16 protein-coding genes are annotated in these 15,820 nt (G+C 61.9%); 6 read left to right on the forward strand and 10 right to left on the reverse strand.

Annotation, left to right across the window (positions count from 1 at the left end; all coding sequences use genetic code 11):
* Positions 1-11 precede the first annotated feature (11 nt).
* Both fahA and hmgA read right to left on the reverse strand, forming a co-directional pair.
* Complete coding sequence (fahA, locus tag NL123_RS25160) at positions 12-1,298, reverse strand: fumarylacetoacetase (RefSeq protein ID WP_494356581.1); 1,287 nt, start codon at positions 1,296-1,298, stop codon at positions 12-14.
* A gap of 3 nt (positions 1,299-1,301) precedes the next feature.
* A complete protein-coding gene (gene hmgA / locus NL123_RS25165) occupies positions 1,302-2,585 on the reverse strand; it encodes a homogentisate 1,2-dioxygenase (RefSeq protein ID WP_248486369.1) in 1,284 nt (427 codons plus the stop codon).
* Positions 2,586-2,705: 120 nt separating this feature from the next.
* Here hmgA and NL123_RS25170 point away from each other — a divergent pair, with 120 nt between their 5' ends.
* Positions 2,706-3,485 (forward strand): IclR family transcriptional regulator, encoded by a 780-nt coding sequence (locus NL123_RS25170; protein WP_494356582.1) that lies wholly within the window; start codon positions 2,706-2,708, stop codon positions 3,483-3,485.
* Position 3,486: 1 nt separating this feature from the next.
* Here the strand turns inward: NL123_RS25170 and dacB are convergent, their stop codons facing one another.
* The 8 genes from dacB to NL123_RS25210 all read right to left on the reverse strand — a co-directional run bounded on the left by dacB (position 3,487) and on the right by NL123_RS25210 (position 11,953).
* A complete protein-coding gene (gene dacB, locus NL123_RS25175; protein ID WP_494356583.1) occupies positions 3,487-4,944 on the reverse strand; it encodes a D-alanyl-D-alanine carboxypeptidase/D-alanyl-D-alanine endopeptidase in 1,458 nt (485 codons plus the stop codon).
* 88 nt (positions 4,945-5,032) lie between these two features.
* A complete protein-coding gene (locus NL123_RS25180) occupies positions 5,033-7,450 on the reverse strand; it encodes a TonB-dependent siderophore receptor (protein WP_494356584.1) in 2,418 nt (805 codons plus the stop codon).
* Positions 7,451-7,559: 109 nt separating this feature from the next.
* Positions 7,560-8,495, reverse strand: coding sequence for a glutathione S-transferase family protein (locus NL123_RS25185; RefSeq protein WP_248486361.1), 936 nt, complete (start codon positions 8,493-8,495; stop codon positions 7,560-7,562).
* A 75-nt stretch (positions 8,496-8,570) separates the two neighbouring features.
* Positions 8,571-8,843 carry a GIY-YIG nuclease family protein gene (locus tag NL123_RS25190; RefSeq protein WP_248486359.1) on the reverse strand — a complete coding sequence of 91 codons (273 nt, stop codon included), beginning with the start codon at positions 8,841-8,843 and terminating at the stop codon, positions 8,571-8,573.
* 37 nt (positions 8,844-8,880) lie between these two features.
* Positions 8,881-9,351 carry a nuclear transport factor 2 family protein gene (locus tag NL123_RS25195; protein WP_248486357.1) on the reverse strand — a complete coding sequence of 157 codons (471 nt, stop codon included), beginning with the start codon at positions 9,349-9,351 and terminating at the stop codon, positions 8,881-8,883.
* A gap of 96 nt (positions 9,352-9,447) precedes the next feature.
* Complete coding sequence (locus tag NL123_RS25200) at positions 9,448-10,074, reverse strand: DUF1120 domain-containing protein (RefSeq protein ID WP_248486355.1); 627 nt, start codon at positions 10,072-10,074, stop codon at positions 9,448-9,450.
* A gap of 231 nt (positions 10,075-10,305) precedes the next feature.
* Positions 10,306-10,938, reverse strand: a complete 633-nt coding sequence (locus NL123_RS25205) for a response regulator (protein ID WP_248486354.1) — start codon at positions 10,936-10,938, stop codon at positions 10,306-10,308.
* 196 nt (positions 10,939-11,134) lie between these two features.
* Positions 11,135-11,953, reverse strand: a complete 819-nt coding sequence (locus NL123_RS25210; protein ID WP_248486352.1) for an Hpt domain-containing response regulator — start codon at positions 11,951-11,953, stop codon at positions 11,135-11,137.
* A gap of 450 nt (positions 11,954-12,403) precedes the next feature.
* Between NL123_RS25210 and NL123_RS25215 the strand changes: the two genes are divergently transcribed.
* The 5 genes from NL123_RS25215 to NL123_RS25235 all read left to right on the forward strand — a co-directional run bounded on the left by NL123_RS25215 (position 12,404) and on the right by NL123_RS25235 (position 15,804).
* Positions 12,404-13,030 (forward strand): DUF1120 domain-containing protein, encoded by a 627-nt coding sequence (locus NL123_RS25215; RefSeq protein WP_248486350.1) that lies wholly within the window; start codon positions 12,404-12,406, stop codon positions 13,028-13,030.
* Positions 13,031-13,065: 35 nt separating this feature from the next.
* Positions 13,066-13,689: a DUF1120 domain-containing protein gene (locus NL123_RS25220; RefSeq protein ID WP_494356585.1), complete on the forward strand. Its 624-nt coding sequence runs from the start codon at positions 13,066-13,068 to the stop codon at positions 13,687-13,689.
* A 34-nt stretch (positions 13,690-13,723) separates the two neighbouring features.
* Positions 13,724-14,347 (forward strand): DUF1120 domain-containing protein, encoded by a 624-nt coding sequence (locus NL123_RS25225; protein ID WP_494356586.1) that lies wholly within the window; start codon positions 13,724-13,726, stop codon positions 14,345-14,347.
* Between the two features lie 87 nt (positions 14,348-14,434).
* The gene (locus tag NL123_RS25230) at positions 14,435-15,064 is read left to right on the forward strand and encodes a DUF1120 domain-containing protein (protein ID WP_494356587.1); all 630 of its coding nucleotides are present in this window, start codon (positions 14,435-14,437) and stop codon (positions 15,062-15,064) included.
* 2 nt (positions 15,065-15,066) lie between these two features.
* Positions 15,067-15,804 carry a fimbria/pilus chaperone family protein gene (locus NL123_RS25235; protein ID WP_248486341.1) on the forward strand — a complete coding sequence of 246 codons (738 nt, stop codon included), beginning with the start codon at positions 15,067-15,069 and terminating at the stop codon, positions 15,802-15,804.
* The last annotated feature ends 16 nt before the right edge of the window (positions 15,805-15,820 follow it).

Raw genomic sequence — 15,820 nt, forward strand, 5'->3', positions numbered from 1 at the left:
GCCCTGCCCTCCTAGCGCGCCGCGACCACGGTGCCACGGCATTCGCCGAAGCCGATGGAGGCAAAGCCTTCCCTGCTGCAGCGTGCACGCAGGATGATTTCATCGCCATCTTCGAGGAATTTGCGCACCTCGCCAGACGGCAACTCGACCGCCTTTTTGCCGCCTTCGGTCATTTCCAACAGGCTGCCGAACTGGCCCGCCTGCGGCCCGGACAAGGTGCCCGAACCAAACAGGTCACCGGCCTGCAACTGGCAGCCATTCACACTGTGGTGCGCCACCAACTGCGCAACGGTCCAGTACATATGCAGGCTGTTGCTCAGGGCCAACCGAAATGCCGGCAGCTTCTGTTCGCGCATCGCGGCGGTGGTCAGCAACACTTCCAATTCGATATCCAGGGCACCGGCAGCCTGGTCACGTTTATCCAGCAGGTACGACAACGGTTGCGGATCGCCTTCAGGGCGTGGCGGTTGCGCTTTGCGGAACGGCTCAAGTGCTTCCGCCGTGACCACCCACGGGGAGATCGTGGTGATGAAGCTTTTCGACAGGAACGGCCCCAACGGCTGGTATTCCCAGGCCTGGATATCCCGCGCCGACCAGTCATTGAGCAGGCAGAAACCGGCGATGTGGTCCGCCGCGTCGCCGATGGCGATTGAATCGCCCATCGCATTGCCCTGGCCGATCCAGATACCCAGCTCCAACTCGTAGTCCAGGCGTGCGCACGGGCCGAAGGTCGGCTCGGTCTGGCCGGCCGGCAGGGTCTGGCCCTTGGGACGGCGCACGTCGGTGCCCGAGGCGCGGATAGTCGAGGCGCGGCCGTGGTAGCCAATCGGCACGTACTTGTAGTTGGGCAGCAGCGGGTTGTCGGGACGGAACAATTTGCCGACGTTCTGCGCGTGCTCGATGCCGACGTAGAAGTCGGTGTAGTCGTTGATCCGTGCCGGTACGTGCATCTGGCAATCGGCGGCGCGGTGCAGTACCTGCGCCTCGCGGGTTTGCAGCTGGCTGCCTTCGGCCAGCAGCTCCAGCAAACGCTCGCGCAGGGCCACGCGCGGGCCACGGCCCAGTTCAAACAAGGCGTTCAGTTGACCACCAGCGGTGGCCTCGACGGCGCGGCGGGCCTCGCCACTGAACTCGTCGATGGCGGCATGCAAATCCAGGATCGAGTCACCAATCGCCACACCGACGCGTGGTGCCGCGCCGTTGATGCTGAACACACCCAGCGGCAGGTTCTGCAGGGGGAAGTCGGTGTGACCGTTGGCGGAGGCCACCCAACTGCGGGTAAGTGTGGGCTGAGTCATGGGTTATCTCCGGTTCGGGTTGAAGGTGGCAGGCAGCGAGGCCCAGCACGCGTCATAGGAAGGTTGCAGTTGCGGGCAGTCCAGGGCGAATTGGGTCGGGCGCAGCACTTGGCTGGTCTCGAACATGAACGCCATGGTGTTATCGATCTTGTGCGGCGCCAGTTCCACATTGATGGCCTTGGTGCAGGTCTCGCCGTCCGGGCCATGGGCGCTCATGCAGCTGTGCAAGGATGCGCCACCCGGCAGGAAGCCTTCGGCCTTGGCGTCGTAGGCGCCCTGGATCAGGCCCATGTATTCGTTCATCAGGTTGCGGTGGAACCATGGCGGGCGGAAGGTGTTCTCGGCCACCATCCAGCGCGGCGGGAAGATCACGAAGTCGAGGTTGGCCAGGCCGTGGGTACTGGTGGGCGAGGTCAATACGGTGAAGATCGACGGGTCCGGGTGATCGAAGCTGACGGTACCAATCGTGTTGAAGCGGCGCAGGTCGTATTTGTACGGCACGTTGTTGCCGTGCCAGGCGACCACGTTGAGCGGGGAATGGTCCAGCTCGCAGGCCCAGAGTTCGCCGAGGAATTTCTGTACCAGCGTTGTAGGTTTCTTCACATCTTCGTAGTGGGCAATCGGCGTCAGGAAATCACGCGGATTGGCCAAGCCGTTGCTGCCGATAGGACCCAGGTCCGGCAAACGCAAGGGTGCACCATGGTTCTCGGCGACGTAACCGCGCGCTTGCGCATCCAGCAGCTCGACGCGGAACTTCAGGCCACGGGGCAACACAACGATTTCCAGCGGCGCCACTTCCAACACGCCAAGCTCGGTGGCGATGCGCAGGCGGCCTTGCTCGGGAACAATCAACAACTCGCCATCGGCGTTGAAGAACACACGCTCCATGGAGCGGTTGGCGCGGTAGTTATAAATGCTGATGCCCGAGGGTTTTTCCGAACCCGAATTGGCCACCATCCTTACCAGCCCATCGATAAAGTCCGTCGCCTCGCTCGGGATATCTAAAGGGTTCCAGCGCAGTCGATTGGGCGTCACCGCCCCCAACGGCCCACCGGCCAACTGCCGCTCCAGCTTGATAAACGCCGGGTGATTGGCCGACGGCTGGATGCGGTACAGCCAGGTACGTCGGGCTTCGCTGCGGGCCATGGTGAACGCGGTGCCGGAGAACAGTTCGGTGTACAGCCCATAGGGCGCTTTTTGCGGGGAGTTCTGGCCGACGGGCAGGGCGCCGGGCAAGGCTTCGCTGGCGAATTCATTGCCGAAGCCCGACAGGTATTCGAGGTTCATGGATCATCCTCTGTACGGAAGTTGTTTTTATCGTAATCCAGTTACGCATAACGTAATTTGATCACTATCGACCGTCAAGCTATAAAGACGCCCATTCATCTCTCGGATTCTCGCCCCTCCATGGAAAAGCCCCGCGACACCGGTAAACAGAAAGTCCGCTCGGCCGAAGTGGGCACCGATATCCTCAAGGCCCTGGCCGAGTTGTCCCCGGCAACGTCGCTGTCACGCCTGGCCGAACATGTACAGATGCCAGCCAGCAAGGTGCACCGTTATCTGCAGGCGCTGATCGCCTCGGGTTTCGCCGAACAGAACACCGCCACCAACCACTATGGCCTGGGCCGCGAAGCGTTACGGGTTGGCCTGGCGGCGCTGGGCAGCATGGACGTACTGAAAGTCGGTGCCATGCCCCTGGCGGAGTTGCGCGATGAACTGAATGAAACCTGCTTTTTGGCAGTGTGGGGCAACCAGGGCGCGACCGTGGTGCAGATCGAACCAGCAGTGCGCGCAGTGACGGTGGTAACGCAACTGGGCTCGGTGCTGCCGCTGCTCAGTTCATCCACTGGGCTGGTGTTCAGCGCCTTCCTGCCGTCGCGGGAAACCGTTGAGCTGCGCGAGCGTGAGATCCAGGCCGGCATCGCCCACGCTCTGGCGGACGACCAGGCCTACGCCACCACCTGTGAACAGATCCGCAGCCGTGGCCTGCATTTTGTGCATGGTTTGCTGATGCCCGGTGTCGATGCGCTGTCGGCGCCGGTGTTCAATGCCATCGGGCAGGTGGCGGCGGTGATGACCGTGGTCGGCCCCACCTCGTTGTTCCACGCCGATGAAGACGGCCCGGCGGCGCAGCGCTTGCTGGCGGCGAGCCGGGCTGTGAGTTGGCGTATGGGTTATCAGTCCTGAGCTAGTCGTGCCATTGCACCAGGGCCAGCGCCACACGGTTTTCCAGGGCGCGGATCGGTGCGGCGGTGCTCAGGTAGTTATTGCTGATCATTGAAAACACCAGGCGCCGGCCCTCGGCGTCGGTGATGTAGCCGCTCAACGACGACACACCGGCCATGGAGCCGGTCTTGGCGTGCAGGTTGTTTTGCGCAGCCGTCCCGCGCAGGCGGTAGCGCAGGCTGCCACCGGTCATGCGGTCGGCGTTGCCGGCAATCGGCAAGGCGTTGTACCAGGCGTCGAACCAGGGCTGTCTGGCCGTCGCCAGCAGCAAATCAGTGAGCCCCTGGGAAGACACCAGGTTGCGCCGCGACAGACCCGAACCATCGACCTGGCTCAGCGTCATCGGGTCCAGGCCCTGGCGCCGCATGAAGTCCGCCACCGCAGCAACCCCCGCCTGTGCCGTGCCTGCGTTGGACGTCTTGCGCCCCATGGCCTTGAGCAAGGCTTCGGACATGTTGTTGTTCGACAGCTTGAGCAGCGGCGTGATCAGTTCCTGCAACGGTGCCGACTGATGTTCGGCCAGCACCTTGGCCGTCTCTGGACTTGCACTGCCTATCACACGACGGCCCAGCACCTGGATACCCTGCTGCGCCAGCGCCTGTTCAAACAGGTTGGCCACCAGTTGCGTCGGCTCCCACACACTCACCCACTGCCGGCTTTGCTTGCCTGGGGCCAGCGCACCGCTGAGTTGCAGCAGGTTGGTGCCGTGCTGGCGGGTAATGCCATAGCTGTTGCCGGGGCCGCTGACGGCGCGGTTGTTCACTTGCACATAGTCGGTTGCCGGGCTCACCACCACGCTGACCGGTTGACCCACCACGGCGGGAGCCTTCGCCGTGACCAGCAGCGTGCCCGCATCAAAATCTGCATTGGGTGACACAGTCAACGCCGAAATCTGCGCGCCGTAGTAGGTGCTTTCGTCGTCCTGGGCCCAATCCACGCCCAAGCGTTCGGCGTCGAAAAAGGTATCGTCGAACACCAGGTCACCCTGGACCTGACGCACGCCCAGGGCTGCAAGCTGTGCCGCCAATGCCTGGTAGTCGGCGAATTGCGTGGTCGGATCGCCCAGGCCCTTGAGGTACAGGTTGCCGCTGAGACGCTCGCCCTGCTGCGTGCCGTTGCTCAACAGTTGCGTGGAAAAACGATACTGCGGCCCCAACACATCCATCGCGGCTGCGGTGGTGAGCAACTTGAGATTGGATGCGGGAATCAGGCGGGTTCGCGGGTTGTGTTGATAGAGGGTGTTGCCGCTGCGGGCATCACGCACCATCAGGGAAACAGTGGCGCCATGGAGGGCCGGGTCGGCCATCAATTGGTCGATGATGGTTGGGGTGGAGGTCTGGGAAACACTCGCGCAGCCAACCAGCAAAAAGCTCAAGCCCACCAGCAGCCCGCTGGTGGGTATCCATTTTCCAAAGTACATCAGTAGCGTTTTCCTAAAGCTGTCAGTGGCAGCAACGCTAACAGCTCCCTCCCCCTGTGGCGAGCAGGCTCGCCACACAATAGGCGCATCAGAACTCCAGGGTGCTCGACACCGACACCTGCCGCGCATCGCCCATGGACACAAACAACCGGCTGGCCGCCGAGGTGTAGTAGACGCGGTCGAACATGTTCTTCACGTTGAGCTGGAACTTGACCTTCTGCCCATCAATCTTGGTGTCGTACGTGGCAAACGCATCCGCCACGGTATACCCCGGCAGGGTGAAGTCGTTGGCGGCATCGCCTGCTCGCTCGCCGACATACCGCGCGCCGGTGCCTACCCGCAACTGATCGCCACCGAACACATTGCCGAAGTCATAGGCCACCGACAGCGAGCCGGTGTGCTTGGCCACGTTCTGCAGGCGGTTGCCTTCCAGGGTCGGGTCCTTGTCCTTGGTGTCTTCCGCGTCGGTGTAGGCGTAGCTGCCGATCACGCTCCACTTGTCGGTCAGTTGCCCGGTGGCGTCCAGTTCCAGGCCACGGGAGCGCACCTGGCCAGCCAGACTATAGATGGTGCTTCCAGCCACTTCCGATGACACCAGCACATTGCGTTTGTCGATGTTGAACAACGCAGCACTGGCGGTGATACGCCCGGGGATGTCGAGCTTGGCGCCCAGCTCCCAGGACTTGGATTTCTCGGGCGTCAGGTCGCCGGTCAGCGTGCTGCCATCGGCCAAGGCGGCGATGGTGGAGTTGGGTTTGAACGATTCGGTGTAGCTGCCGTAGAACGACAGCTCGTCGGTGTAGCGGTACACCAGCCCTGCACGCGGTACCCAGGCCTGGCCGTTGCCGTTGGTGTTGGCCTTGAACGGTACGCCCTTGCCCGCGTATTGGTCATACATCTGGTAGCGCGCACCGGCGACAAAAATCCACTGGTCGTTGAGGTGAATCGCATCCTGGAAGAACAGCGAGTCGCTGCGCAGCAGGTCGGTCTGGGCGCTGTCGGCGGGGCTGACGGTAGTACCCGCCACTTCGTTGCCATACACCGGGTTGTTGTAGTTGAAGGTGCCACGGGAGTTCTGGCGAATCAGGTCAGCCCGGTAGATCTTGCGGTACTCATCATCCAGGCCAAACACCAGATCGTTCTGCAGGCCGAACACATTGACCTTGCCTTCAAGGCTCGCGGTGGTAAAGCGGTCAGTGGTGATCGCACCCTTGGTGCCGTCCATCCTGCGGGTCAGGGCGCCATTATTACCCACCGCACTGACGCGCACCTGGCTGGCGTCATAGGTTTCGCGGTTCCAGCTGTAGCCGAAGTGGGCTTTCCAGTCGTCGTTCAGGTCGTGGTCGGCTTCGAAGCGGTACAGGTCGGAACGGCCTTCCATGTTGTTGAACGGTTCATCCAAACGACGTGTGGCCGGGATGTCCAGCGGGTGGTTGGATTTGTCGATGGCGGTGCCACGGTCGAAGGGCGTGAGGAATTCGCGGTGCTCGTAGGCGAACAGCAGTTTGGTGCTGTCGCCATACCAGGCCAGCGACGGCGCGATCAGGCTCTCGCGGTGGGTGCCGAAGTTGCGCCAGTAATCCTCATCTTCATGATCGACGATCAGCCGATAGGCCAGGCCGCTGTCGCCAATCGGGCCGGTGGTGTCGAGGCTGCCGCCGCTGCCGTTCTTGCCGTCACCGAAGGTGGAGCCGCGTACGGTGAGGGCGGTGGACTGGACCAGTTCAGGCTTTTTACTGACGATGTTAACCACGCCGCCCGGATCCTGGATGCCATACAGCAACGACGCCGGGCCCTTGAGTACTTCGACCCGCTCCGCCGTGGCGTTCAGCGCGCGGCCCTGCACGATGGGCATGCCGTCGCGCATGATCGAGCCGTTACGGTTGTCGCCAAAGCCGCGCAGCATCACCGCGTCCTGGGTGCTGGCGAGGGTATTGGCCTGGGTAATGCCGCTGATATTGCCCAGGGCGTCATCCAGGTTGCGCGGGGTCTGATCGCGCAACACCTGGGCCGGCACCACGTTGACGGTCTGCGGGGTTTCCAGCAGCAGGCCATGGGAGCGCATCACCGAGCTGGTGGGCGGTGGTTGGTAGCTGGTGCTGTCCTGGGTCTGGTTGGCACCGCTGATGGTGGTGGCGCCAAGGTTGACCGCGCCTTCGGTAGGCGCCGGCTCAAGGGCCAGGGTGCGTGCGTCGATCTGGCGGAAGGTCAGGCCGGAACTGCCCAGCAGGCGTTGCAGGGCCTGGGTGGCGCTCATCTGGCCGCTGACCGCCGGGGCCTTGATGCCGTAGGGCGCTTCGTCGGTGTAGATCACGCTGATCCCGGTGACCCGGCTGAAATCGCTCAGGGCCTGGGGCAGCGGCTTGGCTGCCAGGGCAAAGTTGAACTGGGCACTTTGCTGCTCCTGCGCCTGCGCCACGCTCAGGGGCAGCAACGCCAGCCCCGATACCGCCAATGCCGAGGCTCCCAGCCACTGTTTTACCCAACCGCCCGCCGCTGACTTCATGCTGTGAGAACCCGTGTAGAAAACGCTGTTAATGCGAATAGATCGCAGTTTCAAGCACTACACGGTTGGGCGGTGGATTTACCTCACTTTTATTTGCAAATATTTTTCCCTACTGCGCCTGGATGCGAAAACCGATGCGCGGGAAATGCACATGCACGGTGCCCGCGCGCTCATCGGTGCGGCGCAGGATCAGCTCTTCACGCCCGGCAAACAGCAATTCGCCGGCGACAGGGTCGGTGCCGTAGTCAGTGGCGGAGATGGTCACCTGCTGGCCTGCCTTGAAACCGTTCAAGTCTTCAAACAGTTCTTCGGGCAGCGCAGCCGGTGCCGCATTGCGCGACACGTCCAGGGCTTGCTCGGCGCTCATCTGAGTGGATGTACCGTGGCCGAAGCCCAGCACACGATCCAACCAGGCGGCGACGGCGGGATGGGCGTCTACCAAAGGCGACGTCACTGAAGAGCCTTTGAGGAACCACAAGGGATGGGCCAGGGAAAAGTCGGCAATCGATGGCTCGCCGAACAGGAAATCCCCGGCCTGGTGCTGCAGTTGCTGGTCGATGCGGCTGACAATCGCCGGCCATTGATGCTTGGCTACATCCAATTGCACCCGAGTCGCCGTGCCACCGCTGAACAGCTTGCTGCGATCCGCCACCAGCACCTGCAGCATTTCCGGCGGCACCTTGGCGAACTTGACCGCCAGGGATTCGGGCTGGAACACCAGCGCCACCGCATGGGAAAACACCACCGAATCGGCCCAGGCGGCGAAGCCTTGGGTAACCAGTTCCAGGCCCTGGGGAAACAGTGCCGGCGCGGCTTTTTCCTGCTCCAGGCGCCGGGCGATCAACGCGGTGTCGCAGTAGATATCGGCACCGATTTGCAGCACAGGGGTCTTGCGATAGCCGCCGGTCAGCGCGGTGAGATCCGGCTTGGGCATCACCGGCGAGATATGCACCGAGCGCCAGGACAAGCCCTTGTAGCCCAGCAACAGCCGGGCTTTTTCAGCGAAGGGGGACTGCGGGTAGTGGTGCAGGATCAATTCGGACATGCCAGGCTCCGCTAGAGAAGTGAATCGCTAGCTTAGCCTGCAAACCCTGGCGCGGGCATGATGGGAACCCATCAGTCAAATCAATGAGCCGCTTGCCGCCAGGCACTCCTTGGCGCTCTTCTTCAACTTCTTGATCAAGCGTTCCTGGCGCAGGGCCTCGCCCTTGCTCGCGCATTGCTCGGTGTACACCAGCGCAACGGCCGGGCTGGACAGGAAAAACCGTGCGCCCTTGCCGCTCTGGTGCGAGGCAAACCGACGCACCGGGTCATTGCTGATGCCGCAATACAGCGCGCCATTGGCGGCGCGCACCAGGTAGACGAACCAGGGTTTGGGGTCAGGCGTATTCACGGATCGATTCGGCAAGGCATAGGAATTGCCAAGCTTATCAACGACTGGCCTGGAATGCCTTCAAGCCTTTACGTGCCTGGGCGCGCACGGCGTTTTTCACCAGCGGCGTCCACCCCAGCAACAAGCCCTTGGTGCCCAAGGCCTGGCGCGACCAGCGCCACAGGTCGAAGCTGTCATGGTGTTCGCAGATCTTGCCGTCGCGAAACACAAAGCGCGCCTGGATATCATTGACCACCGTATTACCGGTGGCGCTGAACAGGTAAGTCGCCACCCAGTGAGCGCCACCGCTACGGTCGTCGCTGCGCACATTGTCGAAGGTCAGGGAGAAATCCTTGGCGCGGGTGGTGAGCATGCGCCACATGTCACCGGCATCCCGGCCGCGCAGTTCACCGAAGGCTGGGTCGCTGAAGACCACATCGTCGGTGTAGCAGGCCGACATGGCTTCAGCGTCCAGGCGCTGGAACGCGCTGTAGAACTCGGTGATCAAGGCGTTGTGGGCATCACTCATGGGCAGGCTCCGCAGTTATCGGCATAAGGCCAGCACGATAATCCGCGGCGCTCGGAAACACCATGCTCATTCACCCGGTGGATAAGCGAGGGTGGGTCAGAGGTAGAAGATGCTCAGGGTGGCGCTGCCGTCCAAAGGGACTTCCTCGGTAGCGCCCGTAGGCTTCCTGACGCGGGTCTGGATCAATACTTCCATTGCCAGGTTCTGGACCGGTACCGGCAGCGCGTCAACTTCACCGACCGCCCCCACCGAACGCATCCAGCCCACTTGCCAGGTTTGGTCTTCGGGCGCGGGAAACCAGGTTTTGCCATCCACGGACTCAATCGCCGGTGCCGCTGCACCGTCCGCCTGGACGTTTTTCACGAGGAGCTGATACCCGCCCCACCGCCGGCTATTGTAAAGTCCCAGGCCAAATGCGCTATCAGTGTCGTAGCCGTACCAAGCAGTACCGGGGCGATTGTCGGTAGCCATAACCGCCATCAGCGTCGATGCTTCGCAGTTGACACTCAACGCCAGCGTCGCCTCAGGCAGGTAGGCGTCAAAAGGAAGATCACTCATGGAAATCTTGCCATGATCCACCACGCCGCCGCCGGACAAAGCCGGGGTGCAGGCGGAAGGGGTCAAGGCACCCACGACACTCAGGTCAATACTGGAAGCCGCAAACAAGTTCGAGGCGCCCATCAATAGAAAAGCGCTGGTAACAAGGGAAAGTGATTGTTTCATTTATTCAAGTGCTCGCATTCAAGGCAAAACGGAAACGCTTGCCTTGTCGAATAACAAGACACTCGCCTCCGCCTGACCCTGTGTTGGACATAGGTAGTTATGCCGCCGACTTATCACTGCCGGGTACATGAACACACACTAACTCGCCCCACACTACTGCCCCATACAAGTAATACGAATATCCTGATTAACTACATAATAAATCTGAAACTTTCACGCCATGCACAACAACTAAGGCACCATGCCGCTTTGCCGCGCATAGGTGAAAAGATCCACATCGGTGGAAATGCATAGCCGCTGCATGGCCGTGCTCTTCTGTTTGCTGATGGTCGAGATACTGCGGTTGACCCGCGCGGCGATCTGGCTGACGGTCATGCCGCTGGCGAGCATTCTTACCACCTCTCGCTCCTTGCCAGACAATTGTGGCTGGGACGGATGCGCCAGTTGGGTCTGCTCCATCTGCAGGCGCAGGCACTCACTGACAAACGTACGCCCCTCGACCACCGCCCGCAGCGCCAGGGGCAGCTCCCGTGCAGACGCGCTCTTGGCCACGATCGCCCGCGCGCCATGGGCGAATGCCTCGCGCAACGTGACCACGTTGGCGAACATGGTCACCAGGATCACCGGCAACCTCGGGTATTGCCGGTGCAACAAACCCAGCAGTCCGTAGCCATCCGCCTGCTGATCGCCCGGCATGGCAAAGTCGGTCACGATGGCGTCGCAAGCGGTACTGTTCACCAGCGCCAGCAATTCATCCGGACCATTGGCCTCCCCTACGACTTTGCACTTACCACTGGCTTCAATTACCACTTTTTGCCCAATACGGACGATGGGGTGATCGTCAGCAATAATTATGCGAATCATCGTCGTTACCCATGATGGCAATTTGAATACATGCAAAATAGCTCGCTCAGCCCTATGCAACAACCTGAAATAACTGGACGGCTCTTCCTACTCCCCCTAGTTATTGGAGAGCAACATTTAGCCCACACAATAAAAAGAAATTACATACAGATTATTCCTACACTTCATACATGAAAACTCTTACAAATCCCTGGATTCAGAGTTGATGCAAACGCTGCAGGTAACGTTCGACGTCACGATGAAACAGCTCGAGTGCCTGCCGATTCACCTCCACCCCGCTGGCCTGCACGCGGTCAATCAACCTGGCGGCGTGCTGCTCCAATCGCGTTGCCCCCAGGAACGCCACACTGCCCGCCAGGCGGTGCAAGCGCTGCGAGGTCAACAGGGCATCCCCGCTGACGCGCGCCTGCTCCAGCACTGCCAGGTCGTCCCGGGCCTCGAGCACCAGGCTCGCCAACATCGCCTCTACCACCGTCCAGGAACCAAAGGTCGCGATAAGGCGGGCACGCGAAGGCAGCGCTTCGCGTCGACGCGGCAACGACTGCTTGCGCTGCTCCGCATGCAACGGCCTTGGCGCCAACCATTCGGTGAGTAACTCGCGCAACTGCCTCAGGCTGACCGGTTTGACCAGCCACCCATCCATCCCGCATTCCAGGCAACGGCGAATCTCTTCCCGACCCAGGCGACCGGTCATGGCGATGACGGGAACACACGGTCTGCCCGCAGCCCGTTCGCGTCGGCGTAATTCGCGCGTCATGGCATAACCATCCATGACCGGCATTCGGCAATCGCTGATGACCAGATCAAAGTGACGCGCAGCCAAGGCCTGCAACGCCATGCGCCCGTCGCTGCAGGTTTCGTGGCCGACACCCAGCACCTGGAGCAACGACCCCACCAGCAACCGGTAGGTGGCATGGTCGTCGGCCACCAGGACTCTGGCTTGCTGCCAATGGGATGGCGCGGCAGTCGAGTGCGAGGCCTTGCGCGGATGACGACGTGGATCATTGCCCGGCATAACAACCTCATGCAGAGCGATCAGCTCACCAGGCGTGCACCTGGCGCAGGGAGACGCCTGAAAGGTTGATGACCTGCCGGACGATTTCACTCGAACTTTTCGCGCAACTACATTCAGACCTGTTCAAAAAAACAGACTGTGCGGATTAAGAGAGCGCGAAAAATATCCGAATGAATGTAATAGGGCGATACAACAACTACGACTAAGCACTTTTTCTTACAAGCGCGTCAGCCGTTTCAATCGACGCTGCAGAGGTTCATCCGGCGGCATCACTATCGTAATTGTTGCATTCCGCCACCGTCGGGAACGGGCGTTAAATGCGTCCCGGCTCAACACAACCAGAAGGCGCGTCGTCGCCCACAAAAACAATCCAACCCTCGACGCCAGCGCCTCACCCGAGCCACTCACTGCCCTTCGTGCCAACACTTTGCTCAGGAATATGTTGTTCAAATGAAAGTCCCACATTCCCTGCTTCTCACCACCTTACTGATGGCCGCAGCCACCCCTGCGCTGGCTGCCAGCAGTACCGACCTGAACGTCACGGGTGTGATCACCCCGAACGCCTGCACGCCTACCCTCAGCTCAGGCGGCGTTGTCGACTACGGCAAGATTGCCTTCGCCGACCTCTACGTGGAAAGCGCCACGGTCTTGCCGACCGCCAACCTGCAACTGAGCGTGGAATGCGACGCCGCAACGTTGTTTGCATTTCATGCCTTGGAGAATGGTCAAGGCGGCGGCGATACCTCCTACGGCCTGGGGGTGATCAACCAGAACCGCTCCATCGGTGCTTACCACCTGGGGCTGAACAGCTCCACCGCCGAAGGTCTGCCGATCTCCACCCTGTCCTCACGAGACAACGGTGTCACCTGGATCCAGAGCTCGCCAAACGCATTGTGGATCCGTGGTCGACTCGCCGGTTTCGGCGACGACTCAGGCGGGGCCTGGGCACCGGTTCCGATCCGCAACTTGACCAGCAACCTGCTCATATACGGCTACATCGCCGCCACCCGCGGCCTGACCCTGACCGAGGAGTATCTACTCAACGGCTCGGCCACCCTGGAAATGCGCTACCTGTAATCCCCTCTTTTCTCTTCACACAAGGACCCGTGCCGATGGACAGAAGAACCCGCGCCACACTTGCCCTCCTGCTGGCCGCCTGCGCCCCCGCAACCTTCGCGGCCAGCAATACCGACCTGAGCGTTACGGGCACCATTACGCCCAGCTCATGCACCCCAAGCCTGTCCAATGACGGTGTCGTCGATCATGGCAAGCTGACCGGCCGGGACCTGGACATCGACCTGCCCACCCGCCTGCAACCGGGCGAGATGCTGCTGCAAGTGCATTGCGAAGGCGCCACCCACTTCACCCTCACCACAGTGGATAACCGCAGCGGCACATCAGCGATCAACCCGGTGTTCCACGGACTGGGGATGGTCAACGACGACCAGAAGTTGGGCAGCGTCGCACTCGGGCTGTTCGAGCCGGTGGCCGACACGGCGCCGGTGCAGACCATCATGTCCCGTGACGGCGGTGCAAGCTGGGGACCGTCGTCCTACCTGGGGCACGCGGCATTGACCGCCTTTTCGGCAGCGGGAGCGCCCTATACCCCCATTGCCATCACCGAACTCAGTGCGCGCCTGCGCGCCTTCACCATCATCGCCCCCGCCAGCGGCCTGACCCTGCTCGACGAGTTGCCCATCGATGGGCACGCGACGTTGCAGCTCAAGTACTGGTAACCCTTTTTTCGCCTTCTTTCTTTGGAGACTGACCATGAATGTATCCCTCAACACTCTGCTCGCTGCCACCCTGCTGATCGGCAGCGCCAGCGCCTTCGCCGCCTCCAGCGTCGACCTGACCGTCAAGGGCATGATCACGCCCAGCGCGTGCACACCCGCCCTGTCCAACAGTGGGTCGGTGGACTACGGCAAGATTTCCGCCAGGGACTTGAATGTCGACCAGGTCACCCCGCTCACCGAGCAGACCGTACAACTGACGGTCACCTGCGATGCGGCCACCCTCATGGCCCTGGACGCCGACGACAACCGACCCGGTTCTAATTACGGCGGCGACATCACTGAGTTCGGCCTGGGCCTGATCAACGGCACGCAAAAGCTCGGCGCCATGACCCTCAGCCTGAACACGCCGGTCGCCGATGGCGTGGCGGGCCGGCCGATCACCTCTGTCGACGGCGGTGTCACCTGGGTCGTTGCACGCAACTTGACGCCCGACAACCTGATCTCGGTGGCCGACACCGCCGTCGACGCGCCCATCCCGGTGCAGGTGCTGACCTCGGACCTGACCGTCAGCCCGAAAATCGCCCCATCCAGCCAGTTGACGCTGACCAACGAGGTGGCCATCGACGGCTCGGTGACCGTCACGGTGCGCTACCTGTAAGCCCACTTTGAAACGCACAGCGGCAGGTCATCGCACCTGCCGCTGCCCTGTTGAAACGATGAACCAGGCAACCGGTGAACCTCCCCCATGAAGCACACCTCTTCACGCCTTCTTGCCCTGTTTTGCCTGCTGAGTGGCGGCTGCGCTGCACTGGCGGCATCCAGCACCGAACTGAATGTGACCGGGCTGATCACGCCCAGCGCGTGCACACCGACGTTATCGGCCAACGGCATCGTCGACCACGGCAGGGTGCCGGCACACACGCTCAACCAATTCGAGTTCAGTGTCTTGCCCACCCAAGCCCTGGACTTGGACGTGAGCTGCAACGACTCGGTGCTGTTTGTATTGGTGGGTTTGGACAACCGCGCCGACTCATCCCTGGGCCCGGGCTTTTACTACGGCCTGGGCCACAACGTCCACGTCCCCACCGAGCGACTCGGCACCGTGTCCATTGCCTTTCGCGACGTGATGGGCGACGGCGAGCGCGTGCTAGTGCTGGCCTCCAGCAATCAGGGACAGACCTGGTTCCCGGAAACCAATGCCTACCCGAACAATTACATGGGGTTCGCCCACCCCGGCACGTTGGTGCCGGAACCGCACCGCCAGATCACGGCCACCTTGCAAGTCAACACGTCGATCAATGCGGCCGCCTATTTGACCCTCAAGCAGGAAGTCCCCCTGGACGGTTCCATCGTGCTTGACCTGAGGTATTTGTAGCCATGTCCCCTCTGCCCTTTTCAACCCGAGCCTTCACGGCCATCCGCTACGCCAGTCTCTACCTCGGTGCGCTGGCCCTGACATTCGGCGGCCCCACATGGGTGCTGGCCGACGGTATGGTGCCCGACACGTCGGTGGTCATCGTCAACGAAGCCGACGGCGAAGCGTCGGTGTCAGTGACCAACACTGACTCGCGGCTCGCCCTGCTGCACGTCACCCTGGAAGACATCCCCGAAGACAAGGCCACCCTGCTGTTCGTCACGCCGCCGTTGGCCCGGGTCGAGCCGTCCAAGAGCCAACTGATCCGGTTCATCCTGCAATCGCCCGAGCCGCTGAAAACCCAACGCCTGAAACGAGTGATTTTCGAAGGCATGCCGCAAGGACGCTCGCAAGCCCAGGCCGGGCATGCACGGGTGGGTGTGACGGTGCGCCAGAACCTGCCGGTGATCCTGCACCCCAAGGGCCTGGCGCCCAATCGTTCGCCCTGGACCGGCCTGACCTGGCGCCTCGACCAACAGCAGTTGAGCGTGCACAACCCTACGCCTTATGTGGTCCGCCTGGCCCAGGAGCTGCGTTTGCTGCCCGGCAACGGCTCGGCGCTGCTGCCACGCACTTATGTGCTGCCGGGGGAAACCTTGCAGGTTACCGCCAGCGCACCGGGCGCAACCACCGTGCAACTGCAACCGGCCACCGTATACGGCTTTGCCGTGGCGCCCTACGACGCGCCTCTGACCCGCTGACCCCAGGCGCCGGCAC

It is taken from the genome of Pseudomonas sp. FBCC-B1565, assembly GCF_059133265.1.